We start from the raw sequence: 15,217 nt of genomic DNA on the forward strand, positions 1-15,217 counted from the left end.
CTTCTGTCTATGTTTCGCGCCCTTCTCCCCACCGTTGCGCGCTGGCGTCCGCTGGAAGGGGAAGGGCTCGAACATCTCAATCTCGGCCCCACTGGCCGCGTGATCCATGCTGAAAGCGTGGTGATCGGCGACCGAGGGGGCAATCCTTACGGCGTACGCTATAGCATCGACTGCAACAGCGCCTGGCACGTCCTCCATTTCCTGATCGAAACAACATCCGGCCACAGGCTGGAGCTTGTTTCCGACGGCGACGGTCGCTGGAACACGATGGCTGGCGATGCTTTGCCCGAGTTCGACGGTTGCATCGATATCGATCTGGCAGGAACGCCCTTCACCAACACGCTGCCCATCCGTCGCCTTGGCCTCACACCGGAAAGCGGCACCGTTCAGCTCGACATGCTCTACGTGCCGTTTGACAGTTTCCGCCCGCTGCGCGACCAGCAGCGCTATACCTGTATCGAGGAAGGACGGCGCTATCGTTACGAGGCAGCTGACCGCACCTTCACCGCCGAATTGCCCGTCGACGAGGACGGGCTTGTCACCGACTATCCAACCCTTTTCCGGCGCCTGCCTGTTTGAGCGACCCCTGCTTCACGGCACCCGAAAGACAGTACTGGGAGAAAGATCATGAGTTTCCGCACTCTCGATGATGCCGACGTCAAGTCCAAGCGCGTACTGGTCCGTGTAGACCTCAACGTGCCGATGGCGAATGGCGAAGTCACCGACCTGACCCGTATCGAACGCATCGTTCCAACGATTGCCGAATTGTCTAAAAAGGGCGCGAAGGTCATTCTGCTCGCCCATTTCGGTCGCCCGAAAGGCGTTGTTTCGGACGAAAACTCATTGAAGCATGTCGTGAAGCCGCTCTCCAAGGTTCTGGGTCACGGCGTTCATTTTGCTGAGGACTGCATTGGCGACAAGGCCAAAGCCGCTGTCGATGCGCTCAAGGACGGCGATGTTCTGCTTCTGGAAAACACCCGTTTCCACAAGGGTGAGGAGAAGAATGATCCAGAATTCGTTGCGGCTCTGGCAGTCAATGGCGATCTTTATGTGAACGACGCCTTCTCCGCTGCCCACCGCGCCCACGCCTCCACGGAAGGTCTCGCACACGTTCTGCCTGCCTACGCGGGCCGCGCCATGCAGGCCGAACTTGAAGCGCTCGAAAAGGGTCTCGGCAATCCGGCTCGCCCGGTTGTCGCCATCGTCGGCGGTGCAAAAGTCTCGACCAAGCTCGACCTTCTGTCCAACCTGATCGAAAAGGTCGATGCGCTCGTCATCGGTGGCGGCATGGCCAATACCTTCCTCGCCGCGCAGGGGCACGATGTCGGCAAATCGCTCTGCGAACACGAGCTCGCCCATACAGCGCGTGAAATCATGGCCAAGGCCGAAACCACCAAATGCGCCATCATCCTGCCGGTCGATGCGGTTGTGGGTTGGCACTTTGCCGCCGACACGCCAAACAAGACCTATGGCGTCGATGCCGTGCCAAGCGACGGCATGATCCTCGATGCAGGCGCACTATCGACCGATTTGATCGCTTCGGCCATCGACGATGCGGCTACGCTTGTCTGGAACGGCCCGCTCGGTGCGTTCGAACTGCGTCCGTTCGACGCCGCCACGGTCAAGACCGCAAAGCATGTGGCAGCCCGCACCAAGGCAGGAAAGCTGGTTTCGGTCGGTGGAGGCGGCGATACTGTCGCAGCCCTCAATCATGCTGGCGTGGCAGACGACTTCACTTATATCTCGACTGCTGGTGGCGCCTTCCTCGAGTGGATGGAAGGCAAGCCCCTGCCCGGCGTCGATGTGCTGAAGAAATAGAGCATTTCCAGCAAAAAGTACGAAGCCGTTTTGCGCAGGATAGTGCGTACTAGCTAACAAAGCCCCGGAGTTCCGGGGCTTTGTCCGTCATGCTTTGGGTGTCAGCTTCAGGAGACGTCCCGGATTGTCATCCTCAATCAGCCAGATGGCCCCGTCGGGGCCAACAGCCACATCGCGGATACGGTTCTCCATTTCAAAGCGCTCAACCTCGTCCGCCTTGCCATCCTTATCAATCACGACGCGCACCAGCGACATGACTGAAAGCCCTCCCATCAAAGCCGAGCCTCGCCACTCAGGGAACATATCTCTCTCGTAAAAGGCCAACCCAGCCGGGGCGATAACCGGCGTCCAGTACACCAATGGCGGTTCAAATTCAGGGCGTGCACTATGGCGTGGAATCGGCCTGCCGCTATAGTTGTCACCATTGGAAACAACAGGCCAGCCATAATTAAGACCGGGCTTGATGAGATTGAACTCGTCACCGCCACGCGGCCCCATCTCATGTTCCCAGAGTTCTCCATCGGAACTGAAAGCCAGCCCGTAAGGGTTGCGATGTCCGGTAGACCAGGTCAGCGCCCGCACACCTTCCGCGCCCGCGTGCGGATTGTCCTTTGGCACGGAACCATCGAGATTCATGCGGAGAATCTTCCCCATCGGAGCGTCATTATCCTGTGCGGTTGCAGGCAACATGCGATCACCAACGGAAAAGAACAGATGCTTGCCGTCCGGCGCGAATGCAATAATACCGCCCGGCTGTCCGCCGCGAGCCGCCGCATCCTGTTTCCAGATCGTGGTCTTTTTCTTCAGCTCTGCCCTGCCATCTCCTTCATCCAGCACAGCACGAGCCAGTACTCCGCTGCTGCCATTCTTCGCCGGTTCGTTAAAGGAGAAATAGACTGCTTTATTCTTTTCGAAATCTGGCGCAGGCGCAACATCGAGCAGGCCGTTCTGGCCACTGAATGCCACTTCTGGCACACCATCGACGGGAGTTTTTTCACCCAATTGCGTGACGATGAAGATCTTGCCGCCTTTCTCCGTCAATAAAAGCCTACCGTCGGGCAGAAAGGCAATCGCCCACGGTGTATCAAATTCGGCAACGGATGTTGCGGTGAATGGAGCTTTTGCCTCGGCTCGCCTGCCTCCGGCATTAACGCTTACAGCCGAAGCATCCAGCGTCGACAGGGCAAAAATTGATGTTGCCAGAACAAACGGCAGGCTCAATAGGGCGCGTCCCATAACTCCTCCTCACATCTGAACAATGGAAATCAGGCGGGTTTCCTCACCGCTTTCTTACATGGGGTTTGAGATGCCGATATCAAAACGAGTTTCAGCGAAAGCCTTCGACCGTCAATCCAGCGGCTTAAACCGTTTGAAATTACTTCAAACGTTTCAATAGCTTGCGCTCACCACAGATTTAACCAACACTCCCTCATCGCCTTGATAGAAGGAGCATTGCATATGACTGAACGTCTTGAAGATATTGCGATTGCACTGGTGGCGGCAGGAAAAGGCATTCTCGCCGCCGATGAAAGCTCGGGCACCATAAAGAAGCGCTTTGACGCGATCCATCTCGCTTCGACGGACGAAACGCGTCGCGATTATCGCGAGATGCTGTTCCGTTCGGAAGAGGCGATGAAAAACTATATCTCAGGCGTCATCCTTTATGATGAAACCATAAGGCAGAAAGCCAAGGATGGCACGCCGCTTGTTGAAATCATCCAAAAGACAGGAGCAATTCCGGGTATCAAAGTCGATGCGGGCGCGAAGCCGCTCGCTGGTTTTGACGGTGAAACAATTACGGAAGGGCTGGACGGTCTCCGCGAGCGGCTCAACGAATATCACGCACTGGGCGCCCGTTTCGCAAAATGGCGCGCTGTGATCTCGATTTCCGATGGCCTCCCCACATGGGGCGCGGTGAAACAGAATGCGCAGGCCTTGGCCCGCTATGCAGCGCTTTGCCAGGAGGGAAACATTGTCCCCATCGTCGAGCCGGAAGTGTTGATGGACGGCCAACCGGGCGACCATACCATCGACCGTTGTTACGAAGTGACGGAATGGGTTCTGAAAACCGTATTCGCCGAACTCTATGATGCACGCGTGAAGCTGGAAGGCATGATCCTGAAACCGAACATGATCATCGATGGTAAGAAGGCACGCGAGGCTTCTATTGAGGAAGTCGCGGAGAAAACTGTACGCTGTTTCCGCAACACAGTTCCGGCAGCAGTGCCCGGCATCGCTTTCCTGTCCGGTGGCCAGACCGGAGAAGAAGCCACGGCCCATCTCTCGGCCATGAATGCCGCTTACGACATGCCCTGGAAAATGACTTTCTCCTATGGCCGTGCCTTGCAGGCGGCAGCACTGGATGCCTGGGGAGGCATGCAAGCAAACATCGCTGCCGGTCAGCGGGCTTTCGCACATCGGGCAAAGATGAACGGTCTTGCCGCGACCGGCGGCTGGAAAAGCGAGCTCGAAAAAGCAGCCTGATTCGTATTGAGAAATAGCCCGGCCGTTTCAGCCGGGCTATTTTCAGCCTTCGCGGAGGTGGGCCCCAACTGCCAGTGCCATGACGAATAAGGCTATGACTGCGATCTTCCAGAAATCACCGCGCTGCTTCAGGCCCGGCAAGCCGAGCGGTTTGATAATGTGCAGTCCCATCAGAAGAACAAGCAGCACAGGCAGGATTTTTGTCACAGATCACCTCTCTGTCTCTTGTGGCGCAGACAGCCTGTCGCTGCAAGATGCCTTGTACGCTTCGTTCTTCATCTTAAGTTTCATGGACGAGCCGCCGCCGGGCGGCGTAAACTGTATGAGGAGGTGTGGAAAGCGCACGGAGGAGATGGACCCCAAAAGGTCGATCTTGCGCTTTCATCAACAGACTAAACAGGATGCGACAACCACCTGACCGGGTGGCGTTGCTTGTGCTTCTGGGAGGAAAAGCATGACTTCGAAATATGCCGAAATCTATGCCGCATGGCAGGCCGACCCCGAACGCTTCTGGGCTGAAGCAGCTCAAGCAATCGACTGGTTTACGCCATGGGACAAGGTTTATGCTGGCGACGAAGGTGTCTACGGACGTTGGTTCAAAGGGGCCGAATGCAACACTTGCTATAATGCGCTCGACCGGCATGTCGCCAATGGGCGCGCTGAACAGGTTGCGCTCATCTATGAAAGCCCTGTCACCGGCAAGGTGCGCAAATTCACTTACCGCGAACTGCTGGAAGAAGTGGAAGCGCTTTCCGCCGTCATGATCGACAACGGTGTGTCGAAAGGCGACCGCGTCCTCATCTATATGCCGATGGTACCCGAAGCAGCAGTCGCCATGCTCGCATCGGCCCGTATCGGTGCTGTCCATTCCGTCGTCTTCGGCGGATTTGCCGCCAATGAGCTCGCAACCCGCATAGACGACGCCAAACCTGTGATGATCATCGCCGGTTCCTGCGGTATTGAGCCCACCCGCATAGTGCCCTATCAGGCCATGCTCGATAAGGCGATTTCACTTGCGCATCACAAAGTCGATCACTGCATCATCTTGCAGCGCGAGCAGCATCGGCACGAACCGGTGGCAGGACGTGACATCGACTATCGCGAGGCTGTCGACGCTGCACGCGGTCGTCATGTGCCTTGCACCCCGGTTGATGCCACAGACCCGCTCTATGTCCTCTACACTTCCGGGACGACTGGTGAACCGAAAGGGGTCGTCCGTGACAACGGCGGGCACATGGTGGCGCTTGTCTGGTCGATGAAGAACGTCTTTGGGGTGGAACCGGGGCAAGTATGGTGGGCCGCATCCGATGTAGGTTGGGTGGTAGGTCATTCCTACATTGTCTACGGCCCGCTGATACATGGAGCGACCAGCATCCTGTTCGAGGGGAAGCCGATTGGTACCCCCGATGCGGGCACTTATTGGCGCATCATCGCCGAGCATGGCGTGGAAGTGATGTTCACCGCACCGACGGCACTGCGGGCGATAAAGAAAGATGACGCGGACGGTCATTTCGTACGTCGTTACGATCTTTCAAAATTTCGCGCTCTTTATCTGGCTGGCGAACGTGCTGATCCAGACACGATCCACTGGGCCGAGAATCTGCTGGGCTGCCCGGTGATCGACCACTGGTGGCAAACGGAAAGCGGATGGCCGATGGTCGCCAATCCGCTTGGCCTCGGTCTTCTGGAAACCAAATACGGCTCGCCCACTGTCTGTCTTCCAGGTTATGATATCCGCGTGCTGGACGATGAAGGCCACGAAGTCGAGCGCGGCCAGCTCGGAAATGTTCTTATCAAGCTGCCCTTGCCTCCCGGCTGCCTGCCAACGCTCTGGAATGCCGACGAGCGCTTCCGCAAGGCCTATCTAGAAGAGTTTCCCGGCTACTACAAAACCGCCGATGCAGGCTATATGGATGGGGATGGCTATCTCTACATAATGAGTCGCACCGACGACATCATCAATGTCGCTGGCCATCGCCTGTCGACCGGTGCGATGGAGGAGGTGCTCTCCAGCCATCCTGATGTTGCCGAATGTGCCGTACTTGGTATTTCGGACCCGGTTAAAGGTCAGGTACCATGTGGTTTCCTCGTGCTGAAGTCCAACATCGAACGCGATCCGCAAGAGGTCGAGAAGGAGTGCGTCAGCATGGTGCGTGACGTCATAGGACCGGTTGCAGCCTTCCGGCTGGCGCTGACCGTCAAGCGTCTGCCCAAGACGCGATCGGGCAAAATTTTGCGCTCAACCATCCAGAAAATTGCCGACGGCGAAGAATGGAAGATGCCGGCCACAATCGATGATCCGGCTATTCTGGACGAAATCAGCACCGTCCTGCGGGAACGTCACACCGGTCTCGCCTTCGCCTGATTCTAACGGCCCCACAGCTATTGACCGGCGGTTTGCGCCGGTCCACTCTCCATGCAAATTGGAGATTGATCATGCAACTAGAAGGCAAGGTGGCAATCGTCACCGGCGCTGCACGCGGTATTGGCTATGCCATAGCAAAGCGCTTCCTGATGGATGGTGCGAGCGTCGTGCTATCAGACATCGACAACGCCGCAGCAGTGCGCGCAGCCAAGGACCTGGAGCAATTCGGCCCGGTCCGCCATATTGCGGCGGATGTGGGCGACAAGCTCGATGTCCACAACCTCCTGACTTTTACCGCCACCAATCTGGGCGAGATCGATATTCTCGTCAATAATGCCGGTGTGGTCCATCAGGCGGATTTCCTTGACCTCACGGAAGAGGATTTTGATCGCGTCATGCGGGTCAATCTCAAAGGTGCTTTTCTGTGCGGACAAGCTGTAGCCAGGCGCATGGTCGAGCGGGTCGAATCGGGCGGAGATCCAGGCACGATCATCAACATGTCGTCAGTCAATGCGATCTTTGGCTTGCCGGAACAACTGGCCTATTCCGTTTCCAAAGGCGGATTGAACCAACTGACACGCACCATGGCAGTGGCGCTTGCACGTTGGGGGATTCGCGTCAACGCCATCGGTCCCGGCTCCATAGAGACCGAGATGCTTTCCACTGTGAACGCAGACGCCGATGCCCGTAACAAGATACTTTCCAGAACGCCACTCGGTCGTATAGGCCAAGCCTCTGAAATTGCTTCAATAGCGTCGTTCCTGGCATCGCGGGATGCAAGCTATGTAACAGGCCAGACGATCTATGCAGACGGTGGACGCCTGCCTCTCAGCTATACGGCGGCGACACGCTACAAGGCGTAACGTTGCGATCCCATGACATGCGGAAGATAATGAACCGGACTTTGTTCCTGACAGAAAGCTGTCAGGAGGGGTGTGCGATACTGCGTATCCAAGGATGAGGGAGATTTCACCATGGCACTCGCAATCGCACCATTGATCGCAGCTTTGAAAAAATACAGGCACAGATATGATGAACGCCGCCGTTTTGTTCGCACAGAGCGTGTGATCGGCCGGCTGTCGAACGATTTGCGCAAGGATTTGGGTTGGCCAGACCGCTATCTGGAACAGCGCAACACCAAGTACTGCAACGGAGAGTAAAACGGGATGCGTCGTGCGGACCGCCTTTTCCAGATTGTTCAGCACCTGCGCGGCGGCAGGCTTGTCACCGCGCGTCAGCTTGCCGAACGGCTAGAAGTCTCCGAACGTACTATCTATCGTGACATTTCAGACCTGCAGTCGACAGGCGTTCCCATCGATGGCGAAGCCGGTGTCGGCTATATTCTGCGGCAAGGGTTCGAACTTCCGCCACTTATGTTCACGCGTGATGAGATCGTCGCTCTTGTCGCCGGAGCCCGCCTCATTCGCGCTTGGGGCGGTGTTTCCATGGCACGCGGCGCGGAAGAGGCTCTGGTCAAGATCGAAGCCGTCCTGCCCAAGGAAGAACGCGCCCGCATCACCAGTACCCAGATTCATGCCCCCACGGCCCGCATCAGCATGGACGAGCGCCGTATTATCGACGCGGTGGAACGCGCTGTCGATCAGGGAAATGTGCTGAATATTCGCTATCGCGATCTGGAATCGCGTGAAAGCGAACGGAGTATCCGCCCGCTCGGCCTCTGGTTCTGGGGCAAAGTCTGGACTGTTATCGGCTGGTGCGAATTGCGCAATGCTTTCCGCACATTTCGGACCGATCGCATTGTTGAGGCCAGCGATGCGGGCCGCCTCTTCCGGGCTGAACGCGGCAAGACCCTGGCCGATTTCTACCGCCTCATGGAATTGAGCGAATATAACGCCTTCAAAGACTAAGTTCCTCCCGGGACAAAACAAAAGCCCGGCTGAAAAAGCCGGGCTTTTGGCATTTCGGCAAAACGATCTCTCGTCCCGATTATTCTTCTTCGTCTTCGTCCGGTGTCGAGCTCTTGAGCGAAGAGAGCTTGGCGAAGACCTTGTCCGCATCAAGTTCTTCTTCTGCTGGCTGCTCGTCACGATAATCGAAATTCTCAGTCGCAGAGGCTGGCAGCAAGGTGCTGTCCGATTCCGGCGTTGCCGGACGGTTGCGCGAGGCGCGTTCGACTTCGATGTCGAGATCAATCTGCGAGCAAAGGCCGAGTGTCACAGGGTCCATCGCCGTCAGATTTGCAGAGTTCCAGTGCGAGCGATTGCGAATCTGCTCGATGGTCGACTTGGTCGTACCGATCAGACGTGAAATCTGCGCATCTTTCAGTTCGGGATGATTGCGCACCAGCCAGAGAATCGCATTCGGTCTATCCTGACGCTTGGAAAGCGGCGTATAGCGCGGGCCCTTACGCTTGGTCTCCGGAACGCGAACCTTCGGTTCGGAAAGCTTCAGGCGATAGTATGGGTCCTTTTCGCCCTTCGCGATCTCTTCACGCGAAATCTGACCCGTGATGACCGGGTCCAGACCCTTGATGCCCTGAGAGGCTTCACCGTCGGCAATAGCCTTCACTTCCAGCGGGTGCAGCTTGCAGAAAGCGGCAATCTGGTCAAAAGACAGAGCCGTGTTATCGACAAGCCAAACGGCCGTTGCCTTCGGCATAAGAAGCTGGGTGGCCATTAGATATAATCCTTCTGTTCGTCCGCTCCGGTGGCGCGGGACGTGGGCAAAACCACAATTTCCGGGAAATCACGGCCTATATATCGTTTTTTTGTCGCCAGAGCAAGAATGGCTCTTCAGCTTAAGCAATATCGAGCACGATCTTGCCAATATGCCTTCCCTCCTCCATACGTTCATGCGCACGCCAGGCATCTTTCAGCGAAAAGATCATGTCCATCACCGGCGCAACGCGGCGTTGTGCCAGAAGCGGCCAGACCTTTGCTTCAAGTTCCCGCGCGATGCCAGCCTTGAAGTCTACCGGTCGCGGACGTAGCGTAGAGCCAGTATGGGTTAAACGCTTGGTCATCAATATTGCGAAATTGGCCGTGGCTTTTGCGCCATTGAGAAATGCGATCTGCACAATGCGACCATCCTCAGCCGCGGCTTTGTAGTTGCGGTCGACATAATCACCACCGACCATATCGAGAATCACATCGACGCCTTTACCCTTGGTCATATCCTTCACAACGTCGACGAAATCCTCTTGCCCGTAATTGACTGCGCGATCCGCTCCGAGTTTCAGGCAGGCATCGCATTTTTCCTTCGAGCCCGCGGTTGCAATGACGGTGGCACCGAATGCCTTTGCGAGCTGGATAGCCGTCGTTCCGATTCCAGACGAGCCACCGTGAACCAGAAAAATTTCGTCCTTTTTCAGCCCGCCGCGCTCAAACACATTGTGCCAGACGGTGAAGAAAGTTTCAGGGATCGCTGCTGCTTCGATATAGCCGTAGCCGGAAGGCAAGGGCAGTGCATTGGTTTCATGCACGACGGCATATTCGGCGTATCCGCCACCAGCCAGTAATGCGACCACCTGGTCTCCGACCTTGTACCGATTGACGCCGCTGCCGACGGCAACAATGTCACCGGCAATCTCCAGCCCCGGAATATCCGACGCACCGGGTGGCGGTGCATATTGCCCCTGCCGCTGCAAGACGTCCGGCCGGTTAACCCCGGCAGCGCGCACCCGCACCAGAACTTCGCCTTCCTGGGGTTCAGGCAGAGAGCGCTGAACGGGCCGGAGCATATGCGCTCCCCCCGGCTCAGAGATTTCGATAGCGGTCATCTGGGAAGGCAAGTCGGCCATCATATTCAAAACTCCGTTCGGATTTCTGGCCCTACGCATCGTCGCAGAAATGCCGCACGGCAGATGCAAGACGTCACGTTAGGGAAATCGTCATCGATTTTCCCAAATATATATGCGACGATTCAAGGTGTTAAATCTTTTCTGAGCCTTCATTGACCACGGAGGACGGCTATGAGCGGTTTCGATGAGGATGTGGTAAAGCCCCGCAAAAGCGTGGTGCTAAGCGAAGAAGAGCTATCGCTGCTTTCGGTTACCGAAATTGACCAGCGCATAGCCTTGTTGCAATCCGAGATAGAGCGATTGAAGACAGAACGCCTCAAGAAGGGCGACAGTCGTGCTGCGGCAGAAGCATTGTTTCGATAGCAATGAGGTCGCAGATGGAAATGGACGCCGGAGCAAAGCAGCCGGAACCATTTCCGGGCCACACGCTTTATAAACAACAGTCATTGATCGCAATGATCATTCATCGGCCTCAGCACTGAAAATCCGGCTTCAGATTTCGGGAATAGAATTTTGCGCATTTACATTCAGGTTCTGGCCCTTCTCTGCGGCACAGCCTTCCTTCTCATCGCTTCGGGGCTTCACGGTCTTCTGCTGCCGCTACGCGGTGGTGCGGAGGGGTTTTCGGTGGCATCGCTCGGTATGCTTGGCACAACCTGGGCCGGCGGTTTCGTTGCCGGCTGTCTATTTGCGCCGCGACTCGTACGTCGCGTCGGCCATGTGCGGGCATTCGGCTGCTTTGCCGCGTCGGCTGCGATCATCGCGCTTTTGTCCGGCATCTTCGTGGATGCAACAATCTGGGTGATCCTGCGCGCCTTCACCGGCTTTTCCATGGCTGGCGCCTTCATGGTCATTGAAAGCTGGCTGAATGAACGCGCGACCAACGAATCGCGCGGCAAGATTTTCGGCATGTATATGATGGTCAATTACGGGGCCACAATGTCCGGCCAGATGTTGGTGGCGGCGGGAGACGTGCGCTCTGATCATTTGTTTATGATCAGCGGCATCTTTTTCTGTCTGGCTCTGATTCCGACCGCGATCTCAACTGCCGTCAGCCCCAAGCCGCTGACCGAAGTTCAGCTTGATCTCAAGGCGCTCTATAACAACTCGCCAGCAGCCTTTGTGGGTTGCATCCTGATCGGCATCGCCAATGGCGCCTGGGGGACACTCGGGGCCGTGTTCGGCGCGAAATCCGGCATTTCGACCACGGAAATTGCTCTGATGGTCAGTGTCACCATCGCAGCGGGCGCATTGATGCAGATTCCGATCGGGCGCATTTCCGACCTGGTTGACCGACGCTTCGTGCTGGCAAGCGTTGCCGCGCTGGCGGCTCTGGTTGGCCTCGTTGCGTTCCTCGTCGCGCCGTCCAGCGGACCTGTCATAATTACGATGACCGGTTGCTATGGCGCGCTAGCCTATGCGCTCTATCCCGTCGCTGTCGCCCACGCAAACGATCACGCAACGTCGGAAAATTTCGTGAAAGTATCGAGCGGGCTCCTGTTGCTTTACGGTTTCGGTACGATGCTTGGACCGCTGCTGGCGGCAGCGGCGATGGACATTTTCTGGCCTTCCGGCCTCTTCGCCATCACCATGCTCGCGCATATTTCCATCACCGGCTATGCATTGTTCCGCTCTCGCAAGCGCGCATCCGTTCCGAAAGAAGAGAAAGATCAGTTCAAGAGCATGCCTTCGGAACGTGGCGCAACACCAGAAGCGCTGAATCTCGATCCAAGAGCTGAGACGGGGGGTGACGGCCCTGAGTATGGCCGTCGGTAAATAGAGCGAGTTAAAAATCTCAACAATATGCTCGGCGGCTGTTGCACAGCCGCCAATGCTTCAATTCAGCGTCATAAGCACGACACGGAAAAGTCATGCCTTTGGCACGGAAATTCAGGCCTACGAAAGCCTTTCAGTTGCCGATGTCCTTGGTTTGAGACGCCTTATAGAAACGCGATCAAAGCGCGGTTTCCCTGTTAATGACGTGTTACCTGAGATCTTAGTTTTTCGATCTGTTCCTTAAGCATGAGCTTCTTGCGCTTGAGAGATGCAACGTGCAGGTCGTCCATTGCCGGTGACGCTATAGCTTCGGAAATTTCCTGCTCCAGAGCGCCGTGCTTTTTTTCGAGCGTGGCAAGATGGGACTCAATAGCCATCATCAGATCTCCTTTGGTTGATTTCCCTGATCTACGGAACAGCGCGAACCTCTTTTCCCGCTATCCCGCCATTCAACCTGCATGAACGCCCGGCACACCTCCTGTATTCCGGGTCAAACACGCAGTCCCGGCTGCCAAGGATGCGGTATTTTTTGTCGCCTTAGACAGCCGCCATCCATGACAGAACCATGACAGTTTGACATGAGTTTGGTGCAAAGTCGATTTTGTCGTGGTAGCATTTTCCTGACGCGAAAAATATGATAAGGGCTTCGCCGGAAACGGGCTGACGCCGCACCTTTTTTTTCGGTTTGGCGCGGCCCGTAAAACATTCAACAGAACGGGGCACCGCATGTCCGATCAGGAACAGGCCGAAATCAGATTGGCCGTCGCACGACTGAAACAGGAACACGCGGATTTTGATGCTGCAATAAACGCCATGATTGCGGTTGGCTGCGACCAGTTGCGCGTCCAGCGCATGAAAAAGAAAAAACTCGCAATCAAGGACAAGTTGCAGGAAATGGAAGATCGGGTGATTCCCGACATCATCGCCTGAATGTCCATAAGGATTCATGACAGAGCCGGGATTTGCCCGGCTCTGTCATTTTAACATCACCCCAAACATGCACGAAAAAGCGGAGCAGGAAGATCAATGAGCGTTAGTGCCGATGTCGCCATCATCATGGGAAGCCAGTCCGACTGGGAAACCATGCGCCATGCAGCGGACACACTGGAAGCACTCGGTATTTCCTTCGATGCCCGCATCGTTTCCGCGCATCGCACCCCTGATCGGCTCGTTGCTTTTGCCAAAGGCGCCAAGGCGGAAGGATTCAAAGTCGTTATCGCGGGCGCAGGCGGCGCAGCGCATCTGCCTGGCATGGCAGCAGCGATGACGCCGCTGCCTGTCTTCGGCGTTCCGGTTCAGTCGAAAGCGCTTTCCGGGCAGGATTCGCTCCTCTCCATCGTGCAGATGCCCGCAGGCATTCCTGTCGGCACGCTGGCCATCGGTCGCGCTGGCGCTGTCAATGCCGCCCTTCTCGCCGCAGCCGTTCTGGCACTTTACGATGATGCGCTCGCAGCACGCCTTGATGAGTGGCGCACGGCACAGACGGAAAGCGTGGCCGAACATCCTTCTAACGAGGCCTGATATGGAAAACTCTGAACTCAATTCTGCACTTGGGCCCGGTGCAACCATCGGCATCATCGGCGGCGGCCAACTTGGCAGAATGCTTGCCATGGCTGCAGCACGCCTCGGCTTTGAAACCGTAATCCTCGAACCGCAGGCCGACTGTCCGGCAGCACAGGTTGCTAATCGCCAGATCGTGGCAGCCTATGACGACCCGTCAGCGCTTGCAGAACTTGCAGCAGCGTCCGACGTCATTACCTACGAATTCGAGAACGTGCCGGTCAGCGCCGCCGACAGGCTGGCCGAAACGGCTTTGGTCCTGCCGCCACCGGCAGCGCTCGAAGTCTCTCAGGATCGCTTTACGGAGAAGCAATTTCTCAACTCCAGCGATATCGAGACGGCGCCCTGGCGCCTTGTGGACGACGAAGAGACGTTGATCGCCGCTCTGGGCGCGCTTGGCGAGCGCGGCATTCTCAAGACGAGGCGTCTCGGTTATGACGGCAAGGGACAGGTTCGCCTGACATCGCTGGACGAGAGCGAAGCCCACAAGGCAATCCTTGCTATCAACCGTGCCCCGGCGATCCTTGAAGGCTTCGTCGAGTTCGAGCGCGAAGTCTCGGTCATCGCGGCGCGTGATCGCAGTGGCAACGTCGCCATCTTCGATATTGCCGAAAACGTGCACAAGGATGGTATCCTGGCAACCTCAACGGTACCGGCCGCCATTTCCGAGAACACGGCGGATGCTGCCCGCAGTGCCGCTACGAAGCTTCTGCACGCGCTTGATTACGTCGGCGTGCTTGGGCTTGAGTTCTTCGTGCTGAAGGACGGCAGACTGCTGGCAAATGAATTCGCCCCGCGCGTCCATAATTCGGGCCACTGGACCGAAGCGGCCTGCGCCATTTCTCAGTTCGAGCAGCATATCCGCGCTGTCGCCGGATTGCCTTTGGGTAACACCGACCGCCATTCGGATTGTGTGATGGAAAACCTGATCGGCGGCGACATCGACAAGGTACCGGCGATTCTCTCCGAAAAGAACGCAGTGCTGCATCTTTACGGTAAAAAAGAAGCGCGTCCGGGTCGCAAGATGGGTCATGTGACGCGCATTCACCCCCGCGGAGAATAATGTTCATCGGGAATCCCGTCGATTCCCGATGAATCCTTTGCCACCTGCCAAGAATTTCAGCTCCGGCATCCTGAATCTGCGGCTCAGGAGTTGACATTTGACCGAAACCTTGTGTATTTCGGCCAACCCTTCGGGCATCTAACAGTGCCTGTAATCAATTGGCGCCTCGGGCGCCTGTTTTTATGAAGCCCCGCGGCATCTGCACGTCAACGGGCCAACAAGACCGGTGATTGACATGAAGATCAAGAACTCGCTTAAAGCGCTTAAGGCCCGTCATCGCGACTGCCAGCTGGTCCGCCGTAAGGGCCGCGTTTACATCATCAATAAGACTGCCCCGCGCTACAAGGCTCGTCAGGGCTAATCTTATTTCTGATTTTGCATTTGACGTTTC

The 15,217-nt window shown here is 56.6% G+C and carries 18 protein-coding genes; 13 read left to right on the plus strand and 5 right to left on the minus strand.

Going from position 1 to position 15,217, the window contains the following annotated elements:
* The first annotated feature begins 9 nt into the window (after positions 1–9).
* Both FJQ48_RS03275 and FJQ48_RS03280 read left to right on the plus strand, forming a co-directional pair.
* The gene (locus FJQ48_RS03275; protein ID WP_139973781.1) at positions 10–579 is read left to right on the plus strand and encodes a putative glycolipid-binding domain-containing protein; all 570 of its coding nucleotides are present in this window, start codon (positions 10–12) and stop codon (positions 577–579) included.
* 48 nt (positions 580–627) lie between these two features.
* Positions 628–1,818, plus strand: coding sequence for a phosphoglycerate kinase (locus FJQ48_RS03280; RefSeq protein WP_139973782.1), 1,191 nt, complete (start codon positions 628–630; stop codon positions 1,816–1,818).
* Between the two features lie 87 nt (positions 1,819–1,905).
* Here the strand turns inward: FJQ48_RS03280 and FJQ48_RS03285 are convergent, their stop codons facing one another.
* The gene (locus FJQ48_RS03285; protein ID WP_139973783.1) at positions 1,906–3,054 is read right to left on the minus strand and encodes a PQQ-dependent sugar dehydrogenase; all 1,149 of its coding nucleotides are present in this window, start codon (positions 3,052–3,054) and stop codon (positions 1,906–1,908) included.
* A gap of 222 nt (positions 3,055–3,276) precedes the next feature.
* On the opposite strand from FJQ48_RS03285, the gene FJQ48_RS03290 reads away from it, so the two are divergent.
* Positions 3,277–4,302, plus strand: a complete 1,026-nt coding sequence (locus FJQ48_RS03290; RefSeq protein WP_139973784.1) for a class I fructose-bisphosphate aldolase — start codon at positions 3,277–3,279, stop codon at positions 4,300–4,302.
* Between the two features lie 42 nt (positions 4,303–4,344).
* On the opposite strand, the gene FJQ48_RS22280 is transcribed toward FJQ48_RS03290, so the two are convergent.
* Positions 4,345–4,509 (minus strand): hypothetical protein, encoded by a 165-nt coding sequence (locus FJQ48_RS22280; RefSeq protein WP_180350101.1) that lies wholly within the window; start codon positions 4,507–4,509, stop codon positions 4,345–4,347.
* Positions 4,510–4,756: 247 nt separating this feature from the next.
* On the opposite strand from FJQ48_RS22280, the gene FJQ48_RS03295 reads away from it, so the two are divergent.
* The 4 genes from FJQ48_RS03295 (at position 4,757) to FJQ48_RS03310 (ending at position 8,535) form a co-directional block, all read left to right on the plus strand.
* A complete protein-coding gene (locus tag FJQ48_RS03295) occupies positions 4,757–6,667 on the plus strand; it encodes a propionyl-CoA synthetase (protein WP_139973785.1) in 1,911 nt (636 codons plus the stop codon).
* Positions 6,668–6,738: 71 nt separating this feature from the next.
* Positions 6,739–7,530, plus strand: coding sequence for an SDR family oxidoreductase (locus FJQ48_RS03300; RefSeq protein ID WP_139973786.1), 792 nt, complete (start codon positions 6,739–6,741; stop codon positions 7,528–7,530).
* Positions 7,531–7,641: 111 nt separating this feature from the next.
* Positions 7,642–7,827, plus strand: coding sequence for a hypothetical protein (locus FJQ48_RS03305; RefSeq protein ID WP_180350102.1), 186 nt, complete (start codon positions 7,642–7,644; stop codon positions 7,825–7,827).
* Between the two features lie 6 nt (positions 7,828–7,833).
* A complete protein-coding gene (locus tag FJQ48_RS03310) occupies positions 7,834–8,535 on the plus strand; it encodes a YafY family protein (RefSeq protein WP_139973788.1) in 702 nt (233 codons plus the stop codon).
* Positions 8,536–8,614: 79 nt separating this feature from the next.
* Here FJQ48_RS03310 and FJQ48_RS03315 read toward each other — a convergent pair whose 3' ends face one another.
* Both FJQ48_RS03315 and FJQ48_RS03320 read right to left on the minus strand, forming a co-directional pair.
* Complete coding sequence (locus FJQ48_RS03315; protein WP_139973789.1) at positions 8,615–9,304, minus strand: DUF1013 domain-containing protein; 690 nt, start codon at positions 9,302–9,304, stop codon at positions 8,615–8,617.
* A 121-nt stretch (positions 9,305–9,425) separates the two neighbouring features.
* Positions 9,426–10,430: an NAD(P)H-quinone oxidoreductase gene (locus FJQ48_RS03320; protein ID WP_139973790.1), complete on the minus strand. Its 1,005-nt coding sequence runs from the start codon at positions 10,428–10,430 to the stop codon at positions 9,426–9,428.
* A gap of 168 nt (positions 10,431–10,598) precedes the next feature.
* On the opposite strand from FJQ48_RS03320, the gene FJQ48_RS03325 reads away from it, so the two are divergent.
* On the plus strand, positions 10,599–10,790 hold the full coding sequence (locus FJQ48_RS03325; RefSeq protein WP_139973791.1) for a DUF1192 family protein: 192 nt from the start codon (positions 10,599–10,601) through the stop codon (positions 10,788–10,790).
* A gap of 150 nt (positions 10,791–10,940) precedes the next feature.
* The gene (locus FJQ48_RS03330) at positions 10,941–12,203 is read left to right on the plus strand and encodes an MFS transporter (protein WP_139973792.1); all 1,263 of its coding nucleotides are present in this window, start codon (positions 10,941–10,943) and stop codon (positions 12,201–12,203) included.
* Positions 12,204–12,400: 197 nt separating this feature from the next.
* Here the strand turns inward: FJQ48_RS03330 and FJQ48_RS03335 are convergent, their stop codons facing one another.
* Complete coding sequence (locus FJQ48_RS03335; protein WP_180350104.1) at positions 12,401–12,583, minus strand: YdcH family protein; 183 nt, start codon at positions 12,581–12,583, stop codon at positions 12,401–12,403.
* Positions 12,584–12,929: 346 nt separating this feature from the next.
* On the opposite strand from FJQ48_RS03335, the gene FJQ48_RS03340 reads away from it, so the two are divergent.
* The 4 genes from FJQ48_RS03340 (at position 12,930) to ykgO (ending at position 15,187) form a co-directional block, all read left to right on the plus strand.
* Positions 12,930–13,133, plus strand: a complete 204-nt coding sequence (locus tag FJQ48_RS03340) for a DUF465 domain-containing protein (protein ID WP_006471281.1) — start codon at positions 12,930–12,932, stop codon at positions 13,131–13,133.
* Between the two features lie 96 nt (positions 13,134–13,229).
* The gene (purE, locus tag FJQ48_RS03345) at positions 13,230–13,724 is read left to right on the plus strand and encodes a 5-(carboxyamino)imidazole ribonucleotide mutase (RefSeq protein WP_139973793.1); all 495 of its coding nucleotides are present in this window, start codon (positions 13,230–13,232) and stop codon (positions 13,722–13,724) included.
* 1 nt (position 13,725) lies between these two features.
* Positions 13,726–14,826 carry a 5-(carboxyamino)imidazole ribonucleotide synthase gene (locus FJQ48_RS03350; protein WP_139973794.1) on the plus strand — a complete coding sequence of 367 codons (1,101 nt, stop codon included), beginning with the start codon at positions 13,726–13,728 and terminating at the stop codon, positions 14,824–14,826.
* A gap of 235 nt (positions 14,827–15,061) precedes the next feature.
* Entirely contained in the window at positions 15,062–15,187 is a 126-nt protein-coding gene (gene ykgO / locus FJQ48_RS03355) for a type B 50S ribosomal protein L36 (RefSeq protein ID WP_006467766.1), read from the plus strand.
* Positions 15,188–15,217 lie beyond the last annotated feature (30 nt).

This window comes from Ochrobactrum sp. CGA5 (assembly GCF_006345815.1).
Taxonomy (GTDB): Bacteria; Pseudomonadota; Alphaproteobacteria; order Rhizobiales; family Rhizobiaceae; genus Brucella.

Excerpts from the sequence above, each read along its gene's own strand:
- FJQ48_RS03275 (WP_139973781.1), top strand. The coding sequence starts at position 10 with ATGTTTCGCGCCCTTCTCCCCACCGTTGCGCGCTGGCGTCCGCTGGAA.
- FJQ48_RS03280 (WP_139973782.1), top strand. The coding sequence starts at position 628 with ATGAGTTTCCGCACTCTCGATGATGCCGACGTCAAGTCCAAGCGCGTA.
- FJQ48_RS03285 (WP_139973783.1), bottom strand. The coding sequence starts at position 3,054 with ATGGGACGCGCCCTATTGAGCCTGCCGTTTGTTCTGGCAACATCAATT.
- FJQ48_RS03290 (WP_139973784.1), top strand. The coding sequence starts at position 3,277 with ATGACTGAACGTCTTGAAGATATTGCGATTGCACTGGTGGCGGCAGGA.
- FJQ48_RS03295 (WP_139973785.1), top strand. The coding sequence starts at position 4,757 with ATGACTTCGAAATATGCCGAAATCTATGCCGCATGGCAGGCCGACCCC.
- FJQ48_RS03300 (WP_139973786.1), top strand. The coding sequence starts at position 6,739 with ATGCAACTAGAAGGCAAGGTGGCAATCGTCACCGGCGCTGCACGCGGT.
- FJQ48_RS03305 (WP_180350102.1), top strand. The coding sequence starts at position 7,642 with ATGGCACTCGCAATCGCACCATTGATCGCAGCTTTGAAAAAATACAGG.
- FJQ48_RS03310 (WP_139973788.1), top strand. The coding sequence starts at position 7,834 with ATGCGTCGTGCGGACCGCCTTTTCCAGATTGTTCAGCACCTGCGCGGC.
- FJQ48_RS03315 (WP_139973789.1), bottom strand. The coding sequence starts at position 9,304 with ATGGCCACCCAGCTTCTTATGCCGAAGGCAACGGCCGTTTGGCTTGTC.
- FJQ48_RS03320 (WP_139973790.1), bottom strand. The coding sequence starts at position 10,430 with ATGATGGCCGACTTGCCTTCCCAGATGACCGCTATCGAAATCTCTGAG.
- FJQ48_RS03325 (WP_139973791.1), top strand. The coding sequence starts at position 10,599 with ATGAGCGGTTTCGATGAGGATGTGGTAAAGCCCCGCAAAAGCGTGGTG.
- FJQ48_RS03335 (WP_180350104.1), bottom strand. The coding sequence starts at position 12,583 with ATGATGGCTATTGAGTCCCATCTTGCCACGCTCGAAAAAAAGCACGGC.
- FJQ48_RS03340 (WP_006471281.1), top strand. The coding sequence starts at position 12,930 with ATGTCCGATCAGGAACAGGCCGAAATCAGATTGGCCGTCGCACGACTG.
- purE (WP_139973793.1), top strand. The coding sequence starts at position 13,230 with ATGAGCGTTAGTGCCGATGTCGCCATCATCATGGGAAGCCAGTCCGAC.
- FJQ48_RS03350 (WP_139973794.1), top strand. The coding sequence starts at position 13,726 with ATGGAAAACTCTGAACTCAATTCTGCACTTGGGCCCGGTGCAACCATC.
- ykgO (WP_006467766.1), top strand. The coding sequence starts at position 15,062 with ATGAAGATCAAGAACTCGCTTAAAGCGCTTAAGGCCCGTCATCGCGAC.